Source organism: Amycolatopsis sp. NPDC004169 (assembly GCF_040610315.1).
Lineage (GTDB): Bacteria > Actinomycetota > Actinomycetes > Mycobacteriales > Pseudonocardiaceae > Amycolatopsis.
On the sequence record NZ_JBEXMD010000005.1, the window covers coordinates 31,045 to 54,944 of the forward strand.

Sequence of the window (23,900 nt, forward strand, 5' to 3'; positions counted from 1 at the left end):
CTTATTCAGCCGTCGGCCGACGCAAGCCGGCGGTCGAGCTGTGAGCGCCAGTCCGTCGCGCCGGCCTAACCAGAATAAGTCTCGGCGCGATGCGCGCGCGTTCTGGCTGTTCGTCGGGCCGTTCCTGATCGGCTTGGCGGTCTTCGCGTACCTGCCGATCGGCTGGAGCGCGTACCTGTCGTTCTTCGACGCGCGCAACACGGTGACACCCACGGACTTCGTCGGACTGGACAACTACGGGCACATGCTCACCGACGAGCCGTTCCTGTCGGGCCTGGGGACGTTCAGCGTGTTCGCGCTGTTCATCGTGCCGCTGACGTTCGTGTTGTCGCTGGCACTGGCCCTCGGCGTGAACCAGCTGAAGTTCGCGCGCGCGTTCTTCCGGTCGGTGTTCTTCCTGCCGTTCGCGTGCTCGTACGTGGTGGCATCGCTGATCTGGAAGACGTCGTTGTTCTCGGGTGTCCGATACGGACTGGCGAACACCGTGCTCGGCCTGTTCGGCGCCGACCCGGTGGCCTGGACCGGGACGGTCGACCCGCCGCTGTACTGGATCGTGCTGGTGACCGCGCGGCTGTGGCTGCAGCTCGGTTTCTACATGATCCTGTTCATCGCGGCGTTGCAGCGCATCCCGCAGCACCTGTACGAAGCGGCGTGGCTCGACGGCGCCAAGCCGGGCTGGCAGGTGTTCCGGTACATCACGCTGCCGCAGCTGCGCGCGACGGCGGTGGCGGTGCTGCTGCTCAACCTGATCAACGCCTACCAGGCCTTCGACGAGTTCTACAACATCATGGGCGACGCCCGCGGGTACCCGCCGTTCGCCCGGCCACCGCTGGTCTACCTCTACTACACGTCGCTGGGTTCGGGCGGCCAGGACCTCGGCCGCGGCAGTGCCGGCGCGGTGATCCTGGCGCTCATCATCGCGCTGGTGACGGTGCTGCAGGGCCGGGTGCTGCGGTTCGGGCGGGCGTCATGAGGGCGGTCCTGCGCTGGGCTTGTCTCGTGCTGGCGGCGGTGCTGTTCCTGCTGCCGTTCTACCTGCTGCTGCGCAACGGCTTGGCCGCGCGCGCGGACCTCACTTCTCCACAGTGGACGTTCTTTCCGTCCACAGTGCACTGGGAGAACTTCTCGCGGCTGTTCTCGCTGTCGGACGTCCCGTTCGCCCGCAGCCTGCTGAACTCGGTGGTCGTGGCGGTCCTGCAGACCCTCGGCCTGCTGGCGATCTGCTCCCTGGCCGGCTACGGCCTCGCGCGGATCCCGTACCGGCATTCCGGGATCGTGTTCTACGCGGTGCTGGCGACGCTGATGATCCCGACGTCGGTGACGTTCGTGCCGAGCTTCGTCGTGGTGTCGTCGCTGGGCTGGCTGTCGGACTTCCGCGGCCTGGTGATCCCCGGGCTGTTCAGCGCGTTCAGCGTGTTCCTGTTCCGCCAGTACTTCCTCGACTTCCCGCGCGAGCTGGAGGAGGCGGGCCGGGTCGACGGTCTGACGCGCTGGGGCGTGTTCTGGCGGATCGTGGTGCCGAATTCGAAAGGCTTCTTCGCGGCGATCGCGGTGATCACGGTGATCGGCAGCTGGAACGCGTTCCTGTGGCCGCTGATCATCGCCCAGTCACCGGATTCGTGGACGGTCCAGGTGGCGCTGTCCGGGCTGCTCACGGCCCAGAACCCCCAGCTGAACCTGCTGTTCCTGGCGGCGGTGGTGTCGATCCTGCCGATCGTGCTGCTGTTCGCGTTCCTGCAGCGGTACCTGGTGCGCGGGGTGACGGAGTCCGGTTTGGGCGGGTCGTAACAAGCGGCGGCGCGGCGGCGACTTGGGGGCGTCTCTCAGGAAGCAGGTGTGCCATGACCAGTTCGACCCCCTACCCGCCGACCAACCCGGACGACCCGCAGTACCCCGCGTCGACGCCGATGCCCGTGCCGGCACCGGCCTACCCGGCGCAGTACGCGGCGGCACCGAGCCCGTACCCGATGCTGCGCAACAGCGGACTGGCCATCGCCGGCATGGTGGTCGGCATCCTGGCGCTGATCGGTTTCTGGATCCCCATCGGTGACGTGGTCATGGGCCTGATCGCGATCGGGCTGTCCTGGGCCGGCCTGCAGCAGAGCTCGCAGCCCGGCTACACCGGCCGTGGCATGGCCGTCGCCGGCCTGGTCTGCGGGGGCATCGCGATGATCCCGGCGATCATCGTGATGATCCTCTTCTTCACCGCGGCGACCGCCGTGACCACCTGCGGCGCCTTCTGCTGAGGCGCCTCACGGCGGAAATGACCACAACCTTCGGCGGTACACCCCCTCCCCGGGACTGTGACAGGGTGGACTGAACTGTCACGGTGAATGTTTTTCACGTTCACCTCGCGTCCACCCGAGTCCGGCAGCGTGCCGGTCAACCGAGAACACTGGGGAGCGAACTCATGGCCGAACTCACCCGGCGCACCTTCGCCACCGCGGGCGCCGCCGGTGTCGGGCTCCTGCTCTGCACGCCCACCGCGAACGCCCTCGACCGCGCCCTGCGGCTCACCAGCGCCCGTTCGGTCACCACCGCCGGCACCACGCTCGAACAGGTCGCCACCGGCGGGGGCACCGCCACCTACAGCCGGCTCGGTGCGGGCCCGGGCTGGCCGCTGGTCGTCCGGACCGACCTCGCCGCGGCGCAGAGCGGGCGCGACGACCGGCGCCGGGCGCTGTCCGCCTTCGTCCAGTTCACCGACCTGCACATCACCGACGCCGAAAGCCCCGCGCGCTTCGAATACCTGCACCCGTACATCGGCTCCGCGCACCGGCCGCAGGAGGTGCTCGGCACCGTCGCCACCAGCGCGCTCGTCGAGCGGGTCAACAGCGTGCGGCAGGGGCCGTTCACCGGGCGGCCGTTCGACCTGATGGTGACCACCGGCGACAACACCGACAACCACGAGCTGATCGAGCTCGACTGGTTCCTCAAGGTGCTCAACGGCGGCACGGTCACCCCGAACTCCGGCGACGCGAACGCCTACGAAGGCGTCCAGAGCTCGGGCAACGACGAGTACTGGAACCCCTCGATCCCCGGCGTGGGCGACAAGTACTCCGCGAAGGGCTTCCCGCAGCTGCCCGGCCTGCTCGAAGCGGCCACGCGGACCTTCACCGCGCCCGGCCTCGACGTCCCGTGGTTCTGCACGTTCGGCAACCACGACGACAGCATCGTCGGCTCGCTGCCTGCGCAGATCCCCGGCATCGACGCCTGGTACACCGGCCGGTACAAGGTGATCGGCAAGGACGAGACCACCGCGAAGAAGCTCGCCGACGCCATCCGCAAGCCGGGTTCCAGCGTCCCGGTGGCGGAGCTGTTCGGCGGCAGCGGCACCATCCGCGAGGTGACACCGGACCCGCGGCGGCGCCCGTTCAGCACCGCCGAGTTCGTCCGCGCCCACCTCGACGCGGCCAACACCGGCCCCGGCCCGGCCGGGCACGGCTTCACCAGCGCCAACGCCGACGGCAAGAACGTCTACTACACCTTCCGGATCGCGCCGGGCATCACCGGGATCAGCCTCGACACCACGACCGACGCCGGGTTCGCCGACGGCTCGATCGGCCTCGCGCAGTACACCTGGGTCGAGTCGACGCTCAAGCGCGGCAGCTCGACGTACTACGACTTCTTCGGCCGCAAGCTCACCCACGCCGTCACCGACGAGCTGTTCATCCTGTTCAGCCACCACACCAGCGGCTCGATGGGCAACCTGCTGCCGGACTCGCGCCACCTGCTCGACCCGCGCCTGGACGGCAACGCCTTCGTCGCGCTGCTCAAGCGGTTCCCGAACGTGCTGGCCTGGGTCAACGGCCACACGCACCTCAACAAGATCACCGCGCACGCCGGGGCGACGCCGCAGCAGGGCTTCTGGGAGATCAACACCGCCTCGCACGTCGACTTCCCGCAGCACGCGCGGATCGTCGAGGTCGCGGACAACGCGGACGGCACGTTGTCGCTGTTCACGACGCTGATCGAGGCCGAAGCCCCGTACGCCGTGGACTACGACGCCCGGACACCGCAAGCGCTTGCGTCGCTGTACCGCGAGCTGTCCTACAACGACATCCACACCAACCTGGGCCGCGTCGGCGCGGCCGAGGACCACAACACCGAGCTGCTCCTGGTGAACCCGCTGAGCTGAGGACCGGCGTGGAGTGGGGGGCCCGCCCCCCACTCCGCACCCGGGCGAAAACTGGTCAAAATGTTGACTCGAAGCGGGCACAAAGCCGTCCGTTCCGTTTCTTCTGCACACCGCGCGTTCGCTTCGCTAGACTGATTGGCCCGAGTCGGCGAGGTGAGCTTTGGTAAACCATGATCGTCCCCCGCATCGCGATCCCGGAATAGGCTTCTTCGACGAAGCCGACACGAAGGCCGCCATCCGGAAGATTGCCGGTGCACACAGGCTCACGATCTTCACCGGCGCCGGCATAGCGGCGGATCTTCACGTTCCGAACTGGTCCAAACTCGTATCCCGCCTGTTGGAGAACCTCGAGTCACGGTCCTATCGAGACGATCAGGAGTGTCGCGACACCGTCCACCAGGCCGTCGACTTCTTTCACCAGATGCCTGCAGCGTCGATAGTCGATGCGCTGTACGAAGAACGATTCCCTGGACACGCCAACGAACAACGCAACAAGGACATCGCACGCATCCTCTACGCCGGCCGGACCTCGGACCACGAAGCGGTCCCGGAAGACTCTCTGGCGGTGTACGTGCTTCGACTTGCGATAGCCAAGCGCCTGGCAGGCTGCGACATTCACATCCTCACCACCAATTACGACGACATGCTCGAGCAGATCGCGAACCACGACGTGACGTTCAGCGATCTGCATCTGAACGGCGTCGAGGTGTACACCAACTGGGACCCGGACGACAACCCGGCCTCCGGGGTGCCCATATCCCATCTTCACGGGTTCATTCCCCGTACCGGGACCGCTCGATCGGTGGTCTTCTCCGAGAGCGAGTACATCAAGTGGGACAGAGAGAGCACCTGGCGGGACTACCTGGCCCAACGGGTGACCGGAGAAGGGTTGATGCTCTTCGTCGGGGCGTCGTTGCGGGACTACAACATCGCCGCGATGATCCGCCGTTTCAGCAAAGGCGAGGTCTATGCCCTCCTGCCGGTGGAAGACGAGGTCGCGGACGCTCAGTCGAGGAGAAAACCGTGGTCGCCCCGCAGCGCGCGGTACGCCACCCTTCGTGGTCTCCACCTCGGCGTCAAGGTCCTGCGACCGGACTTCTACGGCCAAGTCTGCCAGTTCCTGAACGAGGCGACCATTCCGGCGGATTCCCGGATACCCGACTACTCGACCCGGCTGCGGAAGTGGTGGACGTCCTGGTCGGCACAGGAGCACGAACCGCAGGGACTCGAGTACCTGATCACTTGTTCGAAAGCTCTTCGGCAGTTCGCGTTCGACGAAGAGCAGCAACTCGATCGAGCGCCGTACGTCAAAGCGGAAGTGTGGGTCCGCCACAACCCGGATTCGCGCAGGCTCAGTCTCTACGCTTCGTCGCAGAGCGTGGTGCTGCCCGGCGAGGGGTACTGGCCGCACTCCGCGAAGATCGAACACCTTTCCCGCTACGCCGCCGTTTCGGCTTTCGCAGCACGTCAAGCCACCCAAGGGACGGTCGAATACCGGACCGATGGCCGGTGGACCCACTTCTTGGCGGTGCCCGTCATCCTGCCCGAGGCGCCGTATTACGAACTCCCGGTCGGGGTGGTGATCCTTCTCCTGCACGCACCGGACGTCCAGGACGACGTCTACTTCGGCGAAGCCGACAGTGAACGCATGCTCGATCTCTCGGTGCGGATGAAGACTCTGGGCCAGAACTTCCTGCGGCCGATTACTTCGCCTTGACTCCGTACCGTTCTTTCAACACCTCGCGAAGCCCGTCGGTACCGACCCGAGGTGTCGCCACCTTGACGACCCGGACCCCGGGCCGCTCCTGGCTTCGCATGCGCACCCGGCTGCCGGTCTCCGCCGAGAGCACCGGACGGTACTCGTAATCCTCGGCAGGTGCAGCGGCGTCGTCCATTCCGCTCACGCTCCATCCCGCAGCCAGCCCGAAACAGAAAACATCAACTCTACAGTACGTCAGCGCACGACGAAACCATGGAGCCGCGGCCGCACCCCACCGGAGTATTTCAGCAATCAACCCGCCGGGCCGACCGCGTTACCCCGGACGTAATCGCCCTCGGGCCCAGCCGTGCGGCACAGTGACCGCATGACCGATCCCGAGGGCACGCAGCTGTTCCACCGGTCCATGCCGTTCTCCGAACGCCTCGGTGTCGAGGTGCTGGAACACGGGCCGTCGCTCGTCCGCAGCCGGCTGAAGTGGGATGAGAGCCTCTGCACGCTCGGCGGTGCGCTGCACGGCGGCGCGCTCATGGCGCTGGCCGACTCGACCGGTGCGGTGTGCGCGTTCCTCAACCTGCCCGAGGGCGGCCAGGGCACGACGACCGTCGAGTCGAAGACGAACTTCCTGCGTGCGGTGCGTTCGGGCTACGCCGTTGCGTCGTCCAGACCACTGCACGCCGGGCGCAGGTTCGTCGTGGTGGAGACCGAGATCCACGACGACGACGGCAAGTTGGTCGCGAAAGTGACACAGACGCAGGCCGTGTTGTAGGTACCTGTTTACATACCCGGCCGAAGCGGCGAAAATCCCTGGCTACTGGGTGGGTCGATCAGGGAGCCGCGATGCGCGCACGCAAGTTGTTCACCTTATTGTCAGTGGTTGTGTTGTCCGCGGTAACCACGCAGGTCGCGGCGGCCGGCCCGGTCCGGCCCCGCGACGACGAGGCGATCGACTACCACGAGTGGACCGGCGGCCGCTTCCACGAAGGCGGCTTCGCCGGGCTCACGCTCACCCGCGACGGCCTGCGCATCACGCACCCCGTCGGCACGGTCGAGCACACCGAGCCCGAGCTGGGCACGACGAGAACGTACGAATACGGCCAGTGGACGTCACCGGAGTACCGGCAGGGCTTCGGTGCGACGCAGCTGGTCGCGTCGTGGAACGCGAAGACGCCGGCGAAGACCTGGCTGCAGGTCGAGGCGCGGGGCCGGACGTCGGCGGGCGCCGAAACCGCGTGGTACGTGATGGGGCGCTGGGCCGGCGGCGACGCCGACATCCTGCGCACCAGCGTCGACGGCCAGGACGACGCGAACGCGCTGGTCGACGTCGACACGCTGGTGCTGAAGACCGGCGTGACGCTGAAGTCGTACCACCTGCGGGTCAGCCTCTACCGCGAACGCGGCTCGGGCGCGACGCCGACGGTGAGCCTGCTGGGTGCGATGACCTCGGCGGTCCCGGACCGCTTCGACGTGCAGACGACGAAGCCGGGACGCGCCGCCGGGATCGAGCTGAAGGTGCCCGCGTACGCGCAGAACCTCCACAAGGGACAGTTCCCGCAGTACGGCGGGGGCGGCGAAGCCTGGTGCAGCCCGACGTCGACGGAGATGGTGGCCGAGTACTGGGGCAAGAAGCCGTCGGCCGAGGAGATGTCGTGGATCCCGGCGGACTACGTCGACCCGCAGGTGGCGTTCGCCGCGCGCTACACCTACGACCACGCCTACGACGGCACCGGCAACTGGCCGTTCAACACCGCGTACGCCGCGTCGCGCGGGCTGCGCGGCCACATCACGCGGCTGCACTCGCTGAACGAGCTCGAGGACTACATCGTGCGCGGCATCCCGGTGATCACGTCGCAGTCGTTCCTGTCCTCGGAGCTCGACGGCGCCGGCTACGGCACGTCGGGCCACATCATGGTCGTCGTCGGCTTCACCAAGGACGGGGACGTGATCGCGAACGACCCGGCTTCGAGCAGCAACGACCGCGTCCGGAACATCTACAAGCGCGACCAGTTCGAGAAGATCTGGCAGCGGACGAAGCGGTACCGCGCGGACGGCACCGTGGCGGGCGGCCCCGGCGGCGTCGCCTACATCATCACGCCTGCGTGAGCGGGCTCGGCGGGGCGCCGCGACCGGCGCCCCGCCGGGTTCACCAGGTCTTGCCCGCCTGCTCCCGGACCGCGCGGTTGATCCGGTTGAAGAAGCCGGTGAGCGCGATGTGCAGGACGATCGCGGACAGCTGCTTTTCGTCGAAGTGCGCGGCGGCGGCCGCCCAGACCTCGTCGGTGACGCCGGGCTGCCCGTCCTGGATCCGCGTCGCGGCTTCGGTCAGTTCGAGCGCGGCCCGCTCCGGCTCGGTGAAGAACGGCGTCTCCCGCCAGGTGACGACGCTGTGCAGCCGGTCGTCGGTCTCCCCCTGCTTCTTCGCGGCCTGGACGCCGGCGTAGGTGCAGGGCGCGCAGCCGTTGATCTGGCTGGCCCGCAGGTGGACCAGCTCGAGCAGCAGCGGATCGAGGCCGGCGCCGTACACGACCTTGAACAGCTGCTGGACCGCGCCGGTGACCTCGGGACTGCTCTGGCTCTTCAGCCGTGGTTCCATCGGTTTCCTCCATCGTTACCTGTGCCCCTCCGGGCCCGTCATGTCCACGACGGAGCGGGAGCGAGGAAGGTAACGACCATGTCCGACAGGTTGGCTTCGGTGTTCGAGGGACAGCGCGACCGGCTGCACGCGGTGGCCCGCCGCGTCCTGGGGTCCCAGACGGACGCCGAAGACGTGGTCCAGGAGGCGTGGCTGCGCCTGTCCCGCCAGGACGAGGCGACGATCGAGAACCTCGAAGGCTGGCTGACGACGGTGGTCGGCCGGCTCAGCCTGGACGTGCTGCGGTCACGCCGGGCGCGTCCGGAAGCGGCGTACGAGGAGGTCGTCGTGACGGTGGCCTCCCCGGAGGAGGACGCGGAGCTGGCCGACTCGGTGGGGCTGGCGTTGCTGGTGGTGCTGGAGTCACTCGGCCCGAGCGAGCGCCTGGCGTTCGTGCTGCACGACCTGTTCGCGGTCCCGTTCGAGGAGATCGGCCGAATCCTGGGCAAATCCACGGCGGCGGCCAAGATGCTGGCGAGCCGCGCCCGCCGGAAGGTCCGGACGCCCTCGCCGCCGACGGGGTCTTCGCAGCACGAGGTGGTTGAGGCGTTCTTGACGGCGGCCCGCGACGGCGACTTCGAGCAGCTGCTGAAGCTGCTGGACCCGGAGGTCCGCTTGACGGTCGACACCCCGGACGGAGTGGTGGTGGTCTTGGGGGCGACGAACGTGGCGGCCGGAGCCCGCATCGGCGCGGCCGCGGGCGGCCGGGCGGTGCTGGTGGGCGGGTTGCCGGGGGTGGTGGCGTGGCGCGAGGACGGGACGCCGATGTCGGTGGTGGCCTTCACGGTGGTGGACGGGCGGATCGTGAGCATCGCTTCGGTGGCGGACCCGGTGAAGCTGGTGTCGATGGAGCTGCCGGAGCCGCCCGGAACTGTCCGTGGTGGGCGATAAGCTGGCAGCCGGGGGCGGAGGCCCGCCCGCCGTGCCAGACTGCCGAGACCATGCGCCCGCCGCTGTTCCTCGACGTCGACGGCCCGCTGATCCCGTTCGGCCGCGCTGCCGGCGGCTACGAAACCTTCACGGACGCCGACCACGGCAATCCCCTGCTGTCCCGCATCGACCCGAGCCTCGGGCCGCGGCTGCTGGCCCTCGGGTGCGACCTCGTCTGGGCCACCACGTGGCTCGAAGACGCCAACGAGTGCATCGCCCCGCTGCTCGGCCTGCCCCCGCTACCGGTGCTCGACTTCCCGGACGAAGACCCACCCGGCGAGAACCTTCCCACCGCCGGGCCGCACTGGAAGACCGGCCCGATCGTCGCGTGGGCGGCCGGCCGCCCGTTCGCCTGGGTCGACGACGAAACGACCGACGCGGACCGGGCCTGGATCGCGAGCCACCACCCGGAGCCGGCCCTCCTGCACACCGTCGACCCGGCCACCGGCCTCACCGGCCAAGACTTGGCCACCATCGCCGCCTGGAGCGCCCACAGTTGCGCATGACGCAACACGTTGCACGAGCCTCACTCATGCGGATGTCGCCATCCCCGCATGATCCGTGATTAGCTGCGGGCAGGACGAGCCGGAGCCGGAAGGTGGATTCGCATGCCGTACGAGGTCCAGGGGGTTGTTTCGCGGGCGAAGGGCGAGCCCGTCTCGCTGGAGACCGTCCTCGTGCCCGATCCGGGGCCCGGCGAAGCCGTCGTGAACGTGCAGGCCTGCGGGGTCTGCCACACCGACCTGCACTACCGCGAAGGCGGGATCAACGACGACTTCCCGTTCCTGCTCGGCCACGAGGCCGCCGGGGTCGTCGAGGCCGTCGGCGACGGCGTCACCGATCTCGAACCGGGCGACTACGTCATCCTCAACTGGCGTGCCGTCTGCGGCACCTGCCGGGCCTGCCGGCGCGGCAAGCCGTGGTACTGCTTCTCCACCTTCAACGCCACCCAGCCCATGACGCTGAGCGACGGGACCAAGCTCTCGCCCGCCCTCGGCATCGGGGCCTTCCTCGAGAAGACGCTCGTCCACAGCGGACAGTGCACGAAGGTCGACCGGGCCGCCGAGCCCGCCGTCGCCGGGCTGCTCGGATGCGGTGTCATGGCCGGGCTCGGCGCGGCCATCAACACCGGCGCCGTCACGCGCGGGGACTCGGTCGCCGTCATCGGCTGCGGTGGGGTCGGCGACGCCGCCATCGCCGGAGCCAAGCTGGCCGGCGCCACCACCATCGTCGCGATCGACATGGACGACCGGAAGCTCCGCTGGGCCGAGGACTTCGGCGCGACCCACACGATCAACAGCCGCGGGCTGGCCGAAGACCAGGTCGTCGAAGCAATGCAGGAGGCCACCAACGGGTTCGGCCCCGACGTCGTGATCGACGCCGTCGGCCGCCCCGAGACCTGGCGGCAGGCGTTCTACGGGCGCGACCTGGCCGGCACGGTCGTGCTGGTCGGCGTGCCGACGCCGGAGATGCGGCTGGACGACCTCCCGCTGATCGACTTCTTCTCGCGCGGCGGCTCGCTCAAGTCGTCGTGGTACGGCGACTGCCTGCCCAGCCGCGACTTCCCGATGCTCGTCGACCTCTACCTGCAGGGCAGGCTGCCGCTGGACAAGTTCGTCACCGAGCGCATCGCCGTCGACGGCGTCGAGCAGGCCTTCGAGCGCATGCACCGCGGCGAGGTCCTGCGCAGCGTGGTGACGTTCTGACCCTGTTCACCGACGACGAGTACCCGGCCGAGCCGTACCCCGGCACCCGGCCGGGCCACTCGTTCGTGCACGTCGACGGCGCCGGGCTCGCCGCGGTGTGGGCGGCCGGCTTCCGCGTGGCCGACGACCAGCCGGCGGTCCTGGACCGCTGCGAAGCGGCCCGGCTCGAAGGCGTCGCGGCCGACGGCCACGGCGTGCCCTGCGAAGTGCTCACACCAGCTTCCCCGGGTTGAGGATCCCGGTCGGATCCACAGCGGACTTCGCCGCGCGCAGCACCTCCACGCCCAGCGAGCCGATCTCCGCGCTCAGGTACGGCGCGTGGTCGACCCCGACGGCGTGGTGGTGCGAAATCGTGCCCAGGCCGGCGATCGCTTCGCAGGCCGCCGCCTTCGCGCGCTGCCACTGGCCGACCGGGTCCGCTTCGTCGCGGGCCGTCAGCACCGTGAAGTACAGCGACGCGCCCGTCTCGTACGCGTGCGAAATGTGGCACATCACGATCGCACGGCCCAGCGAGGCCGTCAGTGCCGCGCGGACGTCGTCACGCAGCTCGTCCACATTGGACCAGTAGGCGGCCGTTTCGAGCGTCTCCACGCAGATGCCCATGTCCAGCAACGTATCGCGCTGCCGCGGCCCGGCGAACCGGCCGTGCCGCCACGATTCGCCGAGCGCCTTGCCGACGCGCACGGCGCCCGCGGCCTTGAGCCGCCGCGTCGTCTCGCGGCGGCGCAGCGCCACGTCGTGCGCCGTGCCTTCCCAGCCCACGATGAGGAAACACGGCCTTCGGACGCCGCGCGCGGCGAGGTAGCGGCGCAGCGCCGCCGTCTTCAGCCCGGCGTTCAGTGCGAGCGACACCTCGGTCTCGTCCACATCGGACAGCCGGGTGACGTCGGCGAGCGCGTGGTGCTGCGCGAGGTCCCGCACCGCCTCGGCGCCGGCCGCCCAGCCCGGCAGCGCGTACCCCTCGTAGCGCCGGACCGCGGGCGCCGGCCGCACCCGCAGCGCGACCTCGGTGATCACGCCGAGCGTGCCCTCGCTGCCGACGGCGAGCTGGCGCAGGTCCGGCCCGGCCGCGGACGCCGGCGCGACGCCGAGCTTCCACGGGCCGCGCGGGGTGGCCAGCCGGACGCCGGTGACCATGTCTTCGAACCGCCCGTAGCCCGACGACGCCTGACCGGCCGAGCGGGTCGCCGCGAAGCCGCCGATGGTGGCGCGCTCGTAGGACTGCGGGACGTGCCCGAGCGTCAGGCCGTGCCCGGCGAGCAGCCGCTCGGCTTCGGGGCCGCGGACGCCGGCCTGCAGGACGGCGATGCGTGATTCGGCGTCCACCGACACCAGCGCGTCGAGCCGGACGAGGTCCAGCGCGATCACCGCGGTCTTCTCGCCGGGCAACGCCGAGACGCCGCCGACCACCGACGTCCCGCCGCCGAAGGGCACGACTCCGACGTCGTGCCGCACGCAGACGTCGAGGACCGCCTGGACCTCGTCCGGGTCGGCAGGCAGCACGACCGCGTCGGGCACCGGGAAGTCCGCGGAGGGCGAACGGCGCCGCAGGAGGTCGAGGTAGGACAGGCCGGTCGCCCGCGCGAGCCGCGCCGCGCCGTCGACCAGCACGTTCTCCGCGCCGACGACCTCGGAGAGCGCTTCCCCTGCAGATTTCGACAAGTTCGGTGACGGTATTTTCACCGACACATCCGGCGCGGAGGCGGCGCCGGGGGCCGTCGGACCGATACGCTGTTCAAGCCACTTGGCCGCCCGCGCGGGCAGCGGGGCGGCGCCGGCGGCTTCCGCGGTCCACGACTGGCGGAGGCGGTGGTCAATGAGCGCGTTCACGACTACAGTGTGACACATGGACGTAAAACGTCACACCACGCAGACCGCGGGTTCCTCCGCGCTCGCCGACACCCGCAGCCGCCAGACGGCGACCCGGGTGGCCGATGACGTGCTGCTCGACGCCGCGCGCTCGTGCGTGCTGGCCGTCGGTGTGCGCCGCACCACACTCGCCGAGATCGCCCGCACCGCCCGGGTCAGCCGGATGACGGTCTACCGCCGGTTCCCGGACGTCCGCAGCGTGCTCGCGGCGCTGATGACCCGCGAGTTCAGCGGGCTGCTGCGCACGGCGAGCGAGCGCGGCGCCGACGCGGCGCACAGCCGCGACCGGCTCGTGCTGATCGCGGAGGCCGGCGTCCGCGCGCTGTCGACCGACCCGCTGTTCCGCACGCTGCTCGACGTCGACCCGGAACTGGTCCTGCCGTACATCGTGGAGCGGCTCGGCGCGACGCAGAAGTTCGCCGAGCAGGCCCTGCACCAGCTCCTGGAGGCCGGCCACCAGGACGGCTCGATCCGGCGGGCGCCGGTCGCGGTGCAGTCCCGGTCGGTGCTGCTGGTCGTGCAGTCCTTCGCGTTCTCGCTGCGGCCGGCCACCGCGGACCTCGACGAAGCGGCGCTGATCGCCGAGTTCAAGCACGTGCTCGACGCGGCCCTGCGGCCATGACGCCGGGCTCGCTCAACGCGCGGCGCCGCGAACGCGAACTGGCGGAGCTGGCCTCGGGCGAGCGCGTGGACATCGTCGTGGTCGGCGGTGGCGTCACCGGCACGGGTATCGCGCTGGACGCGGCTTCGCGCGGGCTGTCGGTGGCCCTGGTGGAGGCCCACGACCTGGCGTTCGGGACGTCCCGCTGGTCGTCGAAGCTGGTCCACGGCGGCCTGCGGTACCTGGCGCACGGCGAGCTCGGCCTGGCGCACGAGAGCGCGGTGGAGCGCGGGATCATGATGACGCGCACGGCACCGCACCTCACCCGCGCGATGCCGCAGCTGTTCCCGTTGTACCCCAGCACATCCCGCACGCAGGAGAAGGTGGTCGCGGCCGGCCTGCGAGCCGGTGACCTGCTGCGCCGGGCGGCGCGCACGCCGTCGTCGGTGCTGCCGCGGCCGCGTTCGATCCCCCCGGTGGAGGCCTTGGCGCTGGCGCCGGGCCTGTACGCACACGGGTTGCGCGGCGCCCTGCTGGCCTACGACGGAGCGTTGGTCGACGACGCCCGCCTGGTGGTGACCCTCGCCAGGACGGCGGCCTCGTTCGGCGCGCGGATCCTCACGCGGCTTTCGGCCACTTCGCTCTCGGCGGACCGCGTCCAGGCCCGCGACGGCCTCTCCGGCTCCACAGTGGACATCCACGCGCGGCAGGTGGTCAACGCGACCGGCGTGTGGGCGGGAACGCTGACGGGCGCGGTGCGGCTGCGTCCGTCACTGGGTTCGCACCTGGTGCTGGCGCCGGGGACGGTGCCGATGGGGACGACGTCGGTGAACATCGGCGTGCCCGGGGAGACGAACCGGTTCGTCTTCCTGCTGCCCCAGCCGGACGGCCGGGTCTACCTGGGACTGACCGACGAGCCCGTTTCGGGCCCGATCCCCCCGGTGCCGGTGGTTCCGGAGTCCGATGTGGACTTCCTGCTGACGCTGGCTTCCTCGGTTCTGTCGCGGCCGCTCACGCGCGCCGACATCGCCGGGTCGTACGCGGGCCTGCGCCCGCTGGTAGAGGGCGGCGGCCGGTCGGCCGACCTGTCCCGCAAGCACGCCGTCCTGGTGGGGTCCGATGGGCTGTTGACCGTGGTGGGCGGCAAGCTGACGACGTACCGCCGGATGGCCGAGGACGCCGTCGACGCGGCGGTTCGCCTCGCCGGGTTCGCGGCTCCCCCGTGCCGCACGGCCCGGTTGCCGTTGCTGGGCGCGGCTCCGCGGTCGGAGTTGTCCCTTGTGGACGCTTCGCCGCGCCTGGTGGCGCGGTACGGCACCGAGGCGCCGCGCGTGGCGGCACTGGGCGAGCTGGACGCGGAGTTCGCGACCCCGGTCGGACCGGGGACGGAGATCACCGCGGCCGAGGTCGTCTGGGCGGTCCGGAACGAAGGTGCGCTGGACGTGGCGGACGTCCTGGAGCGCCGGACGCGGCTGGCGCTGATCCCGTCGGACGCCGAAGCCGCGCGGGCACGGGTGGCGGAGCTCGTCGACAAATCGCTGGCCGGCCTCGGCTGAGCGTCAACCGGACTTGAGGTTCCCTTAAGTTGACGCGTCGTTGGGTTTTTGCAACAGTACGTTCATGAGTCCGGTCAGACGCGGCAAGGAGCTGCCGATCTACAACCGGCTTCCCGTGCTCCGGGCCGAGCGGGGGATGACCCGGGCCGCGCTGGCGAGCGCCGTCGACGTCAACCCGCAGACCATCGGCGCGCTCGAACGCGGTGACCACTACCCGAGCCTGGACCTGGCGTTCCGGCTCTGCGCGGTGTTCGACCTGCCCGTCGAGGCGGTCTTCAGCCGCGAACCGTTCACGCCTCTTTCCACCCAGGTCTACCGCGAGGGGGGAGCATGACCGAGCAACCGGGCCGTCTCGCTGCCTACTGGGAACGTCAGCTGGACAAGATGGACGCGCGGGAGCTGCGGCACGCCAAGCGGCTGCCCGGCTGGCGCACCCGGCGCCGCCGCCGGGCCCTCGCCGCGCTCCTGGGGCTCGCCGACCTCGGCCTGATCGCCGGCGCGTCGGTCTTCCCCACGGGCGGCGACGGGCTGTTCGGCGCGCTCTGGCTGGGCAGCGTGGTGGTCGGCGGCAGCACGTTCGTGCTGCTGCGGATCCTCACCGGCCGGATGAGCGGCGGCTTCTCCCGGCTGCTGGACGAACGCGAACGCGAGTGGCGCCACCGCGTCACCTACGTCGCCTTCCAGATCCTGAGCTACCTGATGATCGCCGCGATGATCTACAGCATCGTCGTCGCCCACACCGAAGAAGGCGGCCTGCGCGGCGCGATGATGCTGTCGGCGCTGCTGGTCACCGGCACCACCGTCCCGGCCATCGTGCTGGGCTGGGCGCTGCCGGACGACGACCCCGAGGATTTCGAAGAGGGGATGGGGAATGCCTGAGGGGACACTGGAGATCGACGGGATCTCCAAGCGCTACGGCGCCAAGGTCGCGCTGGACGGCGTCTCGTTCGACGTCCGCGCCGGCGAGCTGTTCGGCTTCGTCGGCAGCAACGGCGCCGGCAAGACCACCACCATGCGGATCGCGCTGGGCGTGCTCGCCTCCGACGGTGGCGAGGTCCGGTTCGACGGCAGGCCGGTCACCCACGAGACGCGCACCCACATCGGCTACATGCCGGAGGAACGCGGGCTGTACCCGAAGATGAAGGTGCTCGACCAGCTCGTCTACCTCGCCGAGCTGCACGGGCTGAGCGCGAACGAAGCCCACCGCAACGCCGAAACCTGGATCACCCGGCTCGGGCTGGCCGAGCGCCGCAAGGACGAGGTGCAGAAGCTGTCCCTCGGCAACCAGCAGCGCGTCCAGCTCGCCGCGGCGCTGGTGCACGACCCCGCCGTGCTGGTGCTCGACGAGCCGTTCTCCGGCCTCGACCCGCTCGCCGTCGACGTGATGAGCGCTGTCCTGCGGGAGAAGGCCGCCGCGGGGGTGCCGGTCGTGTTCTCCAGCCACCAGCTCGACCTCGTCGAGCGGCTGTGCGACCGGGTCGGGATCATCCGCGGCGGCCGGATGGTCGCCGTCGGCACGGTCGCGGAACTGACCTCCGGCGCACGCAGCAAGCTCGTCGTGACGGCGCCGGCCGCGGCCAACGGCTGGGCCGCGGGCCTGCCCGGGGTGCGCGTGCTGGAGCAGCACGGCACCACCACCGTGCTCGATCTCGAACCGAGCGCGGACGACCAGGCCGTGCTCGCCGCCGCGCTGGCGACCGGGCCGGTCACCGAATTCAGCCGGCGTCGCCGCTCGCTCACCGAGCTCTTCCGCGACGCCGTGTCCGCGCCGGCCGAGGGGGAACCGCGATGAGGACGTTGAGTGGCCGCCGCGCCGTCTGGCTCGTGCTGAAGCGCGAGCTGAACACCCGGCTGCGCACGAGGTCGTTCGTCGTCGGCACCGGCGTGCTGCTGGTGCTGCTGCTGGGGTACGTCTTCTTCCAGACGTCGCTGGCCAAGTCGTCGGACAAGAACACCGTCGGGCTGACCGGCCAGGCGATCGGGATCGCCCGGCAGCTGCAGACCGAAGCGGCGCTGTCGGGTCGCGAGATCAGCACGGTCGTCGTCACCGACCCGGCGGACGGCCGCAAGAAGGTCGAGGACGGCGACCTCGACGCGCTCGTCTCGGGCAGCGCGGCGCAGCTGACCGCGACCTACAAGTCCTCTTTGGACGACCAGCTGCGCCGGGTGCTCGACCAGGTCGCCCAGCAGCAGGTGCTCGACGGCGTGCTGTCGTCCGCGCAGCTGGAGCCGGCCGAGGTGATGGCCAGGGTCAACGGCACCCACGTGCAGGACGACGCGCTCTCGCCGCAGCCGGCGGATCAGACGCAGCGGCTGGTGGTCGGGCTGGTCGTGGCGTTCCTGCTGTACATGAGCATCATCACCTACGGGATGATGGTGGCACAGGGTGTGGTCGAGGAGAAGTCGAGCCGGGTCGTGGAGATCCTGCTGGCCAGCGTCCGGCCGTGGCAGCTGCTGCTGGGCAAGGTGATCGGGCTCGGCCTGGTCGGGCTGACCCAGCTGGTCATCCTCGCGGTGGTCGGCCTGGGCGCGGCGACGGCGACCGGCGTGTTCACGCTGTCCGGCTTCGCGACGGGTGCGGTGCTGTGGGGCCTGCTCTGGTACCTGCTGGGCTTCCTGTTGTACGCCACGATCTACGGCGCGCTCGGGTCGCTGGTGTCCCGGCAGGAGGACACCCAGTCGGTGGTCGGGCCGCTGAACATCATCCTGGTGGTCGGGTTCATCGCGGGGTTCAACCTGCTGGTCCAGAACCCGGCGGGCTCGGCGACGAGGATCGTCTCGCTGATCCCGCTGCTCTCGCCGATCCTGATGCCGGCCCGGATCTCGACGGGCGCGGCGGCGGGGTGGGAGATCGGGCTGTCGCTGGGGCTGACCGTCGCGTTGGTGGCGGTGCTGACTTGGGTGGGCGGGAAGATCTACGGCAACAGCGTGCTGCGGATCGGCAGCCGGATCAAGCTGTCGGAGGCTCTGCGCGGCTGACCCTCGTGAGGGCTCAGGAGGGTTCTGTCCTCCTGAACCCTCACGACGTGATCTTGCCGTACCGCTCCAGGGACACCTGGCGCTCGTGGCCGTGGTCGACCATCGGCTCCGGGTAGTCGGCGGGACGGTCCTTCAGCTTGTGCACCGCCTTGCCCGCCACCGATCGCAGCTCCGGCACGTACTTCCGCACGTAGTCCCCCTGCGGGTCGAACTTCTCCCCCTGCGTCGTCGGGTTGAAGATCCGGAAGTACGGGGCCGCGTCGGTGCCGCAGCCCGCGACCCACTGCCAGTTCAGCTGGTTCGAGGCCAGGTCGCCGTCCACCAGGTGCTTCATGAAGTGGCGGGCGCCCAGCCACCACGGCAGGTGCAGGTCCTTCACCAGGAAGCTCGCGACGACCATCCGCACCCGGTTGTGCATCCAGCCCTCGGCCAGCAGCTGCCGCATCCCGGCGTCCACGATCGGGTAGCCCGTGCGGCCCTCGCACCACCGCGTGAACGCCTCGGGGTCGTCGTCGTGCTTCATGCCGTCGAAGCGCTTGTCGTAGTTCTGCCGCGCCGTTTCCGGGCGGTGCCACAACACGTCGGCGTGGAATTCCCGCCAGCAGATCTCGCTGCGCAGCGACTTCGCGCCCACGCGGTCGTCGCCGGACAGGTCCGCCAGGATCGTCCGCGGGTGGATGCAGCCCCAGCGCAGGTACGGCGAAAGCCGCGTGGTCCCTTCGCGGTCCGGGCGGTCGCGATCCTCGTCGTAGGTCTCGATGCCGTCTTCGAGGAACGCGTGCCAGACGTCCAGCGCCGCCTTCTCCCCCGGCTCGGGCAGCGCGGCGGAGACCTTCGGCGCACGCGGGACCTTCAGCGAGCGCGGCGGTTCGACCCAGTCCACAAGGGACGGTCCGGTGTCGGCGGGCGAGTGCCAGCCCCGCGCGGTCCAGGCGCGGAAGAACGGGGTGAAGACGCGGTACGGGCTGCCGTCCGGCTTGGTGACCCGGCCCGGCGTCACCGCGTACGGCGAACCCGTCTCGACCCAGTCGATGTTGTGCTCCGCCAACGCTTTCGCGACCGCGTCGTCCCGGCGGCGGCCATAGGGACCGGTGTCCGCGCTGACGTGCACCGCGGCGGCGCCGATCTTGCGCGCCGCGCGGACGACCTCGGTCGCCGGGTCGCCGTGCACCAGCATCAGGCGGCCGCCGAGCTGGTCGTTCAGCTTTTCGAGACACCCGTACAGGAACGCTTCCCGCGGCGCGCCACCCGGCTTCAGCAGTGCCTCGTCGAGGACGTACAGCGCGAGCACGTGCTTGCTGTGCTTCGACGCCTCCAGCAGGGCGGCGTGGTCACCCAGCCGAAGGTCACGACGGAACCACAGGACAACGGGGGCTTCTCGGGTCACGCCGGTAAACGTAAACGTCCCGCCGGGCAAATGCACGGCGGGACGTTCGCTTGAATCGAATCAGCGCTCCGACCTCGGGACGTAGTCCCGGGTCGCGTGGCCGGTGTAGATCTGCCGCGGGCGGCCGATCTTGGTGGCCGGGTCGTTGATCATCTCGCGCCAGTGCGCGATCCAGCCCGGGAGCCTGCCCAGCGCGAACAGCACCGTGAAGAACTTCGTCGGGAAGCCCAGCGCCCGGTAGATCAGGCCGGTGTAGAAGTCCACGTTCGGGTACAGCTTGCGCGAAACGAAGTAGTCGTCGGAAAGCGCGACCTCTTCGAGCTTCTTCGCGATGTCGAGCAGCTGGTCGCCGCCCTTCAGCTTGCCGAGGATCTCGTCCGCGGTGTTCTTGATGATCTTCGCGCGCGGGTCGTAGTTCTTGTAGACCCGGTGCCCGAAGCCCATCAGCTTCACGCCCTTTTCCTTGTTCTTCACGCGCTCGACGAACTTGGCGACGTCGCCGCCGTCGGCCTGGATGCCCTCCAGCATGTCGAGCACCGCCGCGTTCGCGCCGCCGTGCAGCGGGCCGAACAGCGCGTTGATGCCGGCCGAGATCGAGGCGAACAGGTTCGCCTCGGACGAGCCGACCAGGCGCACGGTCGAGGTCGAGCAGTTCTGCTCGTGGTCGGCGTGCAGGATGAACAGCAGGTCGAGCGCCTTGACGACGTCCGGGTCGACGTCATACGGCTCGGCCGGGAAGCCGAAGGTCATCCGGAGGAAGTTCTCGACCAGGCCGAGCGAGTTGTCCGGGTACAGCAGCGGCTGGCCGACCGACTTCTTGTACGCGTACGCGGCCAGCGTCGGCACCTTGGCGAGCAGCCGGATCGTCGACAGCTCCACGTTCGGCTCGTCGAACGGGTTGAGCGAGTCCTGGTAGAAGGTCGACAGCGCCGACACCGCGCTCGACAGGACCGGCATCGGGTGGGCGTCGCGCGGGAAGCCGCTGAAGAACGCCTTCAGGTCCTCGTGGAGCAGCGTGTGCCGCTGGATCTTCTCGGTGAAGTCGGCCAGCTGGGCCTCGGTCGGCAGCTCGCCGTAGATGAGCAGGTAGGAGACCTCGATGAAGGTCGACTTCTCGGCCAGCTGCTCGATCGGGTACCCGCGGTAGCGGAGGATCCCGGCGTCACCGTCGATGTAGGCGATGGCGGACGACGCGGCACCGGTGTTGACGAAGCCGGGGTCGTAGGTGATGTACCCCGTCTGCGCCAGCAGCTTGCCCAGCTCGATCCCGGGCGCGCCCTCGACCGGGTGAACGATCTTGAACTCGTGCTCGCCACTCGGCAGGGTCAGCTTCGCGGTTTCGCCGCCGGACTGCCCCGCAGTCGTCGCGTCGGACATGCAAGTCCCTCTCACGTTGGGCACGGGCCGGCGGCGCCTGTACGTTCCACAGGTAGCCACGTGTTCACGCGAGGAAACACTGGCGCCTCGCTGCACACCGCCCCGCTGGGGTATGAAGAATGCCCCTCAACGTTAGTCGAGAAACCCGCCTTCGCGCAGCGGTGACGTTGCTCCCGGGGCCCCCTTTGGGACCAGGTTCACACGGTAGCCGCCATGTCGGCCGACGTGGGCGGCTCGGCGCCGCTGCGGGACACCGTGATCGACGCCGCTTTCGCCGCGAACGCGAGTGCCTCCCGCCACGCGCCGGCGTCGAGGGAGCCCAGGTCGGTGACCTCGCGGGTGTGCAACCAGGCCAGCAGCGCGCCGTGCACGGTGTCGCCCGCCCCGATGGTGTCCACGACGGTGACCTTCCGCGACGGCACGTGGGCCAGCTCACCTGCGGCGGTGATCACCGAAAGCCCGTCGGCGCCCCGGGTGAGCACCACGGCGTCCACACCGGACTCGATCCACGTCTTCGCGGCGGCGACCGGGTCGGCGCCTTCGGTCAGCCACGCGGCGTCGTCGTCGGAGATCTTCAGCAGCCGGACGTCCGGCAGCCAGGACGCGAACCGGGCCCGGTAGGCGGCCGGGTCGGCGATGAGCGCCTCGCGGATGTTCGGGTCGAGCACGGTCAGCACGCCGCGGGCCGCTTCGCGCCGCAGCATCGTCTCGTACGCCGAAGCGCCGGGCTCGAGGACCATGCCGAGCGTGCCGAGTGAGAGCGCTGTCACATCTCCCGCCAGCGGCCCGGGATCCGCGACCAGCCGGTCGGCGGTGCCCTCGACGTAGAACGTGTAGCGCGCGGCGCCCTTCGCGTCGAGCGCCACGACGGCCAGCGTCGTGGGCTCGTCACCGCGCTGCAGCAGCGACGTGTCGACGGCGGAGGCGTGCAGCCGCTCGACCATCGCGTCGCCGAAGCGGTCGGTCGAAACGCGCGAGAGGAACGAAGCCGGGACGCCGAGCCGCCCGGCGGCCAGCGCGACGTTGTACGGGCCGCCGCCCAGGCGGGGCAGCAGCGCGCGCAGCCCACCGTCCACAGTGGAATCCAGGGGGTCGCCGGGAACCAGGTCGACCAGAGCTTCTCCGCCTACGACGATCACGCCGGGAGTTTAATGGAGTTCCGGCTGACAATTCCTGTCCGCTATTTGTTCAACCCGCCGAGGAGCAGTTCCCCCAAAGCGGTGAACGCCTCGGCGTCGGAGACGTCGAGCCGGCCGCCGAGCACGCCGGTCTGGATGCCCTCGATGATCAGCCCGGCCATCTCGGCCACCAGCCGGGCGTGGACGTCGCGGAACACCCCGTCGGCGACGCCCTTGTCGATGAACTGCCGGAGCCGCCGCGCGGCGAACCGGCTGTTGAGCTGGTAGGCGTCGCGGGCCGGGCCGAACTCGGCGAGATCGCGCATGAAGGCCGCCGACGCCCGGTTGAGCTGCTCGGCGACCCCGGCCAGGTACTCGCCGATGAGCTTGCGGGCGTCGTCGATCCCGGCGACGCGCTCCTCGATCCGCTCGGCGGCGCCCCGGAAGAACCGGGTGACCACCTTGACGGCGAGCTGCTCCTTGCTGGGCGCGAGCGCGTAGAGGGTCGACTTCGAGCAGCGCAGGCGGCCGGCGAGGTCGTCCAGGGTGAAGACGGCGAAACCCTCGGCCAGGAAGAGCGCCTCGAGCTCGCCGAGCAGCGCCTGCTGGCGGGCGGTCGGCCGTCGTCGGGGTTCGGGGCGCATCGGCTCACTATCTCCTACGTCTTCCGGCGTCCCCAGTCCTGCCGTACAGTACTCTGAACTAGCCCACAGTACTGTTTTCAGTACCGTTTTGGAGGACGACGATGCCCGCCGAACGCCTGCTGCCTTCCTCGGAGGCCGAGGACCTGGTCGCCTTGGCCACCGAGATCGCGCGCGACGAGCTTGCGCCCCGGGCAGCAGCGGCCGAAGAGGCCGAGCAGTTCCCGCGCGAGCAGTTCCGGCTGCTCGGCAAGTCCGGCCTGCTCGGCCTGCCCTACCGCGAGCGCTGGGGTGGCGGCGAGGTGCCGTACGAGGTCTACCTGCAGGTCCTGGAGGAGATCGCGACGGCGTGGATGACGGTCGGCGTCGGGCTGTCGGTGCACACGATGTCCTGCTACGGGCTGGCTGAGTACGGCACCGACGAGCAGCGCGACCGGTGGCTGCCGGACATGCTCGAAGGCTCGCTGCTGGGCGCGTACGCGCTGTCGGAGACGAACGCGGGTTCGGACGCGGCGGCGCTGTCGACTCGCGCCCGGCTCGACGGCTCGGACTACGTCGTCAACGGCACGAAGGCGTGGATCACGCACGCGGGCGTGGCGGACTTCTACACGACGATGGTCCGCACGGGTTCGGACGAAATCTCGTGTCTCCTGGTCGACTCGTCGACTCCGGGGCTCTCGGCCGCACCCCGCGAGCGGAAGATGGGCCTGACCGGCTCCCCGACGGCCCAGATGATCTTCGACGGCGCCCGCGTGCCCGCCGAGCGGCTACTGGGCGACCCGGGTGCCGGGCTCCGCATCGCGCTGTCGTCGCTGAGCTCGGGCCGGCTCGGGATCGCGGCGTGCGCGGTGGGCCTGGCGCAGGCGGCGCTGGACGAAGCGGTGGCGTACGCGAAGGGGCGCTCGCAGTTCGGCCGCCCGATCATCGACTTCCAGGGCGTCGAATTCCTGCTGGCGGACATGGCGGCGGTGGTGGAGTCGTCCCGGGCCTGCTACCTGGACGCGGCCCGGCGCCGCGACCGCGGGATGCCGTTCCAGCGCCAGGCCTCGATCGCCAAGCTGGTGGCGACGGACGGCGCGATGAAGGTGACGACGGACGCGGTCCAGGTCCTCGGCGGCGCCGGGTACACGCGGGACTTCCCGGTGGAGCGGTACATGCGCGAGGCGAAGGTGCCGCAGATCTTCGAGGGGACGAACCAGATCCAGCGGATGGTCATCGCGCGCGAGCTGAAGAAGGCGTAACCCGATCC

25 protein-coding genes are annotated in these 23,900 nt (G+C 70.0%); 18 read left to right on the plus strand and 7 right to left on the minus strand.

Annotated elements, in window-relative coordinates:
- Nucleotides 1-40: 40 nt before the first annotated feature.
- The 5 genes from ABZX11_RS08225 to ABZX11_RS08245 all read left to right on the plus strand — a co-directional run bounded on the left by ABZX11_RS08225 (nt 41) and on the right by ABZX11_RS08245 (nt 5,855).
- Nucleotides 41-973, plus strand: a complete 933-nt coding sequence (locus ABZX11_RS08225) for a sugar ABC transporter permease (protein ID WP_354910990.1) — start codon at nt 41-43, stop codon at nt 971-973.
- A complete protein-coding gene (locus ABZX11_RS08230) occupies nt 970-1,788 on the plus strand; it encodes a carbohydrate ABC transporter permease (protein WP_354910993.1) in 819 nt (272 codons plus the stop codon). Before ABZX11_RS08225 ends, ABZX11_RS08230 begins: the two co-directional genes overlap by 4 nt.
- Before the next feature lie 53 nt (nt 1,789-1,841).
- Nucleotides 1,842-2,246, plus strand: coding sequence for a DUF4190 domain-containing protein (locus ABZX11_RS08235; RefSeq protein WP_354910996.1), 405 nt, complete (start codon nt 1,842-1,844; stop codon nt 2,244-2,246).
- Between the two features lie 164 nt (nt 2,247-2,410).
- Nucleotides 2,411-4,138: a TIGR03767 family metallophosphoesterase gene (locus ABZX11_RS08240; protein ID WP_354910998.1), complete on the plus strand. Its 1,728-nt coding sequence runs from the start codon at nt 2,411-2,413 to the stop codon at nt 4,136-4,138.
- Nucleotides 4,139-4,298: 160 nt separating this feature from the next.
- A complete protein-coding gene (locus ABZX11_RS08245; protein ID WP_354911000.1) occupies nt 4,299-5,855 on the plus strand; it encodes an SIR2 family protein in 1,557 nt (518 codons plus the stop codon).
- Here the strand turns inward: ABZX11_RS08245 and ABZX11_RS08250 are convergent.
- Nucleotides 5,842-6,033 (minus strand): hypothetical protein, encoded by a 192-nt coding sequence (locus ABZX11_RS08250; RefSeq protein WP_354911002.1) that lies wholly within the window; start codon nt 6,031-6,033, stop codon nt 5,842-5,844. The genes ABZX11_RS08245 and ABZX11_RS08250 overlap by 14 nt on opposite strands.
- Nucleotides 6,034-6,222: 189 nt before the next feature.
- Between ABZX11_RS08250 and ABZX11_RS08255 the strand changes: the two genes are divergently transcribed.
- Nucleotides 6,223-6,624: a PaaI family thioesterase gene (locus ABZX11_RS08255; protein WP_354911005.1), complete on the plus strand. Its 402-nt coding sequence runs from the start codon at nt 6,223-6,225 to the stop codon at nt 6,622-6,624.
- 71 nt (nt 6,625-6,695) lie between these two features.
- Nucleotides 6,696-7,958, plus strand: coding sequence for a peptidase C39 family protein (locus tag ABZX11_RS08260; protein WP_354911007.1), 1,263 nt, complete (start codon nt 6,696-6,698; stop codon nt 7,956-7,958).
- 40 nt (nt 7,959-7,998) lie between these two features.
- On the opposite strand, the gene ABZX11_RS08265 is transcribed toward ABZX11_RS08260, so the two are convergent.
- A complete protein-coding gene (locus ABZX11_RS08265) occupies nt 7,999-8,448 on the minus strand; it encodes a carboxymuconolactone decarboxylase family protein (RefSeq protein WP_176174647.1) in 450 nt (149 codons plus the stop codon).
- Between the two features lie 78 nt (nt 8,449-8,526).
- Between ABZX11_RS08265 and ABZX11_RS08270 the strand changes: the two genes are divergently transcribed.
- The 4 genes from ABZX11_RS08270 (at nt 8,527) to ABZX11_RS08285 (ending at nt 11,356) form a co-directional block, all read left to right on the plus strand.
- The gene (locus tag ABZX11_RS08270; RefSeq protein WP_354911010.1) at nt 8,527-9,378 is read left to right on the plus strand and encodes a sigma-70 family RNA polymerase sigma factor; all 852 of its coding nucleotides are present in this window, start codon (nt 8,527-8,529) and stop codon (nt 9,376-9,378) included.
- 50 nt (nt 9,379-9,428) lie between these two features.
- Complete coding sequence (locus ABZX11_RS08275; RefSeq protein ID WP_354911012.1) at nt 9,429-9,923, plus strand: HAD domain-containing protein; 495 nt, start codon at nt 9,429-9,431, stop codon at nt 9,921-9,923.
- A 102-nt stretch (nt 9,924-10,025) separates the two neighbouring features.
- Nucleotides 10,026-11,123 (plus strand): S-(hydroxymethyl)mycothiol dehydrogenase, encoded by a 1,098-nt coding sequence (locus ABZX11_RS08280; RefSeq protein ID WP_354911015.1) that lies wholly within the window; start codon nt 10,026-10,028, stop codon nt 11,121-11,123.
- A 65-nt stretch (nt 11,124-11,188) separates the two neighbouring features.
- Nucleotides 11,189-11,356, plus strand: a complete 168-nt coding sequence (locus ABZX11_RS08285) for a hypothetical protein (protein ID WP_354911018.1) — start codon at nt 11,189-11,191, stop codon at nt 11,354-11,356.
- Here the strand turns inward: ABZX11_RS08285 and ABZX11_RS08290 are convergent.
- Nucleotides 11,334-12,953: an FAD-binding oxidoreductase gene (locus tag ABZX11_RS08290; protein ID WP_354911020.1), complete on the minus strand. Its 1,620-nt coding sequence runs from the start codon at nt 12,951-12,953 to the stop codon at nt 11,334-11,336. The two genes, ABZX11_RS08285 and ABZX11_RS08290, sit on opposite strands and share 23 nt — an antisense overlap.
- Before the next feature lie 97 nt (nt 12,954-13,050).
- On the opposite strand from ABZX11_RS08290, the gene ABZX11_RS08295 reads away from it, so the two are divergent.
- The 6 genes from ABZX11_RS08295 to ABZX11_RS08320 all read left to right on the plus strand — a co-directional run bounded on the left by ABZX11_RS08295 (nt 13,051) and on the right by ABZX11_RS08320 (nt 18,128).
- A complete protein-coding gene (locus ABZX11_RS08295; RefSeq protein WP_354911484.1) occupies nt 13,051-13,614 on the plus strand; it encodes a helix-turn-helix domain-containing protein in 564 nt (187 codons plus the stop codon).
- Nucleotides 13,611-15,149 carry a glycerol-3-phosphate dehydrogenase/oxidase gene (locus ABZX11_RS08300; protein ID WP_354911021.1) on the plus strand — a complete coding sequence of 513 codons (1,539 nt, stop codon included), beginning with the start codon at nt 13,611-13,613 and terminating at the stop codon, nt 15,147-15,149. The genes ABZX11_RS08295 and ABZX11_RS08300 overlap by 4 nt, the downstream gene beginning before the upstream one ends.
- 64 nt (nt 15,150-15,213) lie before the next feature.
- A complete protein-coding gene (locus ABZX11_RS08305; protein WP_176174640.1) occupies nt 15,214-15,483 on the plus strand; it encodes a helix-turn-helix transcriptional regulator in 270 nt (89 codons plus the stop codon).
- Nucleotides 15,480-16,028 carry a hypothetical protein gene (locus ABZX11_RS08310; protein ID WP_176174639.1) on the plus strand — a complete coding sequence of 183 codons (549 nt, stop codon included), beginning with the start codon at nt 15,480-15,482 and terminating at the stop codon, nt 16,026-16,028. The genes ABZX11_RS08305 and ABZX11_RS08310 overlap by 4 nt, the downstream gene beginning before the upstream one ends.
- On the plus strand, nt 16,021-16,941 hold the full coding sequence (locus ABZX11_RS08315; protein ID WP_354911025.1) for an ATP-binding cassette domain-containing protein: 921 nt from the start codon (nt 16,021-16,023) through the stop codon (nt 16,939-16,941). Before ABZX11_RS08310 ends, ABZX11_RS08315 begins: the two co-directional genes overlap by 8 nt.
- Complete coding sequence (locus ABZX11_RS08320; RefSeq protein ID WP_354911028.1) at nt 16,938-18,128, plus strand: ABC transporter permease; 1,191 nt, start codon at nt 16,938-16,940, stop codon at nt 18,126-18,128. The genes ABZX11_RS08315 and ABZX11_RS08320 overlap by 4 nt, the downstream gene beginning before the upstream one ends.
- 40 nt (nt 18,129-18,168) lie before the next feature.
- On the opposite strand, the gene ABZX11_RS08325 is transcribed toward ABZX11_RS08320, so the two are convergent.
- From ABZX11_RS08325 to ABZX11_RS08340, 4 genes are all read right to left on the minus strand, one after another.
- The gene (locus ABZX11_RS08325; protein WP_354911031.1) at nt 18,169-19,515 is read right to left on the minus strand and encodes a deoxyribodipyrimidine photo-lyase; all 1,347 of its coding nucleotides are present in this window, start codon (nt 19,513-19,515) and stop codon (nt 18,169-18,171) included.
- Nucleotides 19,516-19,575: 60 nt separating this feature from the next.
- On the minus strand, nt 19,576-20,892 hold the full coding sequence (locus ABZX11_RS08330; RefSeq protein WP_354911033.1) for a citrate synthase: 1,317 nt from the start codon (nt 20,890-20,892) through the stop codon (nt 19,576-19,578).
- Nucleotides 20,893-21,089: 197 nt separating this feature from the next.
- Nucleotides 21,090-22,031, minus strand: coding sequence for a carbohydrate kinase (locus ABZX11_RS08335; RefSeq protein WP_354911036.1), 942 nt, complete (start codon nt 22,029-22,031; stop codon nt 21,090-21,092).
- Nucleotides 22,032-22,072: 41 nt separating this feature from the next.
- Nucleotides 22,073-22,654: a TetR/AcrR family transcriptional regulator gene (locus ABZX11_RS08340; protein ID WP_354911038.1), complete on the minus strand. Its 582-nt coding sequence runs from the start codon at nt 22,652-22,654 to the stop codon at nt 22,073-22,075.
- 101 nt (nt 22,655-22,755) lie between these two features.
- On the opposite strand from ABZX11_RS08340, the gene ABZX11_RS08345 reads away from it, so the two are divergent.
- Entirely contained in the window at nt 22,756-23,892 is a 1,137-nt protein-coding gene (locus tag ABZX11_RS08345) for an acyl-CoA dehydrogenase family protein (protein ID WP_354911041.1), read from the plus strand.
- Nucleotides 23,893-23,900 lie beyond the last annotated feature (8 nt).

Excerpts from the sequence above, each read along its gene's own strand:
- ABZX11_RS08230 (WP_354910993.1), top strand. The coding sequence starts at position 970 with ATGAGGGCGGTCCTGCGCTGGGCTTGTCTCGTGCTGGCGGCGGTGCTG.
- ABZX11_RS08235 (WP_354910996.1), top strand. The coding sequence starts at position 1,842 with ATGACCAGTTCGACCCCCTACCCGCCGACCAACCCGGACGACCCGCAG.
- ABZX11_RS08240 (WP_354910998.1), top strand. The coding sequence starts at position 2,411 with ATGGCCGAACTCACCCGGCGCACCTTCGCCACCGCGGGCGCCGCCGGT.
- ABZX11_RS08250 (WP_354911002.1), bottom strand. The coding sequence starts at position 6,033 with ATGGACGACGCCGCTGCACCTGCCGAGGATTACGAGTACCGTCCGGTG.
- ABZX11_RS08255 (WP_354911005.1), top strand. The coding sequence starts at position 6,223 with ATGACCGATCCCGAGGGCACGCAGCTGTTCCACCGGTCCATGCCGTTC.
- ABZX11_RS08260 (WP_354911007.1), top strand. The coding sequence starts at position 6,696 with ATGCGCGCACGCAAGTTGTTCACCTTATTGTCAGTGGTTGTGTTGTCC.
- ABZX11_RS08265 (WP_176174647.1), bottom strand. The coding sequence starts at position 8,448 with ATGGAACCACGGCTGAAGAGCCAGAGCAGTCCCGAGGTCACCGGCGCG.
- ABZX11_RS08270 (WP_354911010.1), top strand. The coding sequence starts at position 8,527 with ATGTCCGACAGGTTGGCTTCGGTGTTCGAGGGACAGCGCGACCGGCTG.
- ABZX11_RS08275 (WP_354911012.1), top strand. The coding sequence starts at position 9,429 with ATGCGCCCGCCGCTGTTCCTCGACGTCGACGGCCCGCTGATCCCGTTC.
- ABZX11_RS08280 (WP_354911015.1), top strand. The coding sequence starts at position 10,026 with ATGCCGTACGAGGTCCAGGGGGTTGTTTCGCGGGCGAAGGGCGAGCCC.
- ABZX11_RS08300 (WP_354911021.1), top strand. The coding sequence starts at position 13,611 with ATGACGCCGGGCTCGCTCAACGCGCGGCGCCGCGAACGCGAACTGGCG.
- ABZX11_RS08305 (WP_176174640.1), top strand. The coding sequence starts at position 15,214 with ATGAGTCCGGTCAGACGCGGCAAGGAGCTGCCGATCTACAACCGGCTT.
- ABZX11_RS08310 (WP_176174639.1), top strand. The coding sequence starts at position 15,480 with ATGACCGAGCAACCGGGCCGTCTCGCTGCCTACTGGGAACGTCAGCTG.
- ABZX11_RS08315 (WP_354911025.1), top strand. The coding sequence starts at position 16,021 with ATGCCTGAGGGGACACTGGAGATCGACGGGATCTCCAAGCGCTACGGC.
- ABZX11_RS08320 (WP_354911028.1), top strand. The coding sequence starts at position 16,938 with ATGAGGACGTTGAGTGGCCGCCGCGCCGTCTGGCTCGTGCTGAAGCGC.
- ABZX11_RS08330 (WP_354911033.1), bottom strand. The coding sequence starts at position 20,892 with ATGTCCGACGCGACGACTGCGGGGCAGTCCGGCGGCGAAACCGCGAAG.
- ABZX11_RS08340 (WP_354911038.1), bottom strand. The coding sequence starts at position 22,654 with ATGCGCCCCGAACCCCGACGACGGCCGACCGCCCGCCAGCAGGCGCTG.
- ABZX11_RS08345 (WP_354911041.1), top strand. The coding sequence starts at position 22,756 with ATGCCCGCCGAACGCCTGCTGCCTTCCTCGGAGGCCGAGGACCTGGTC.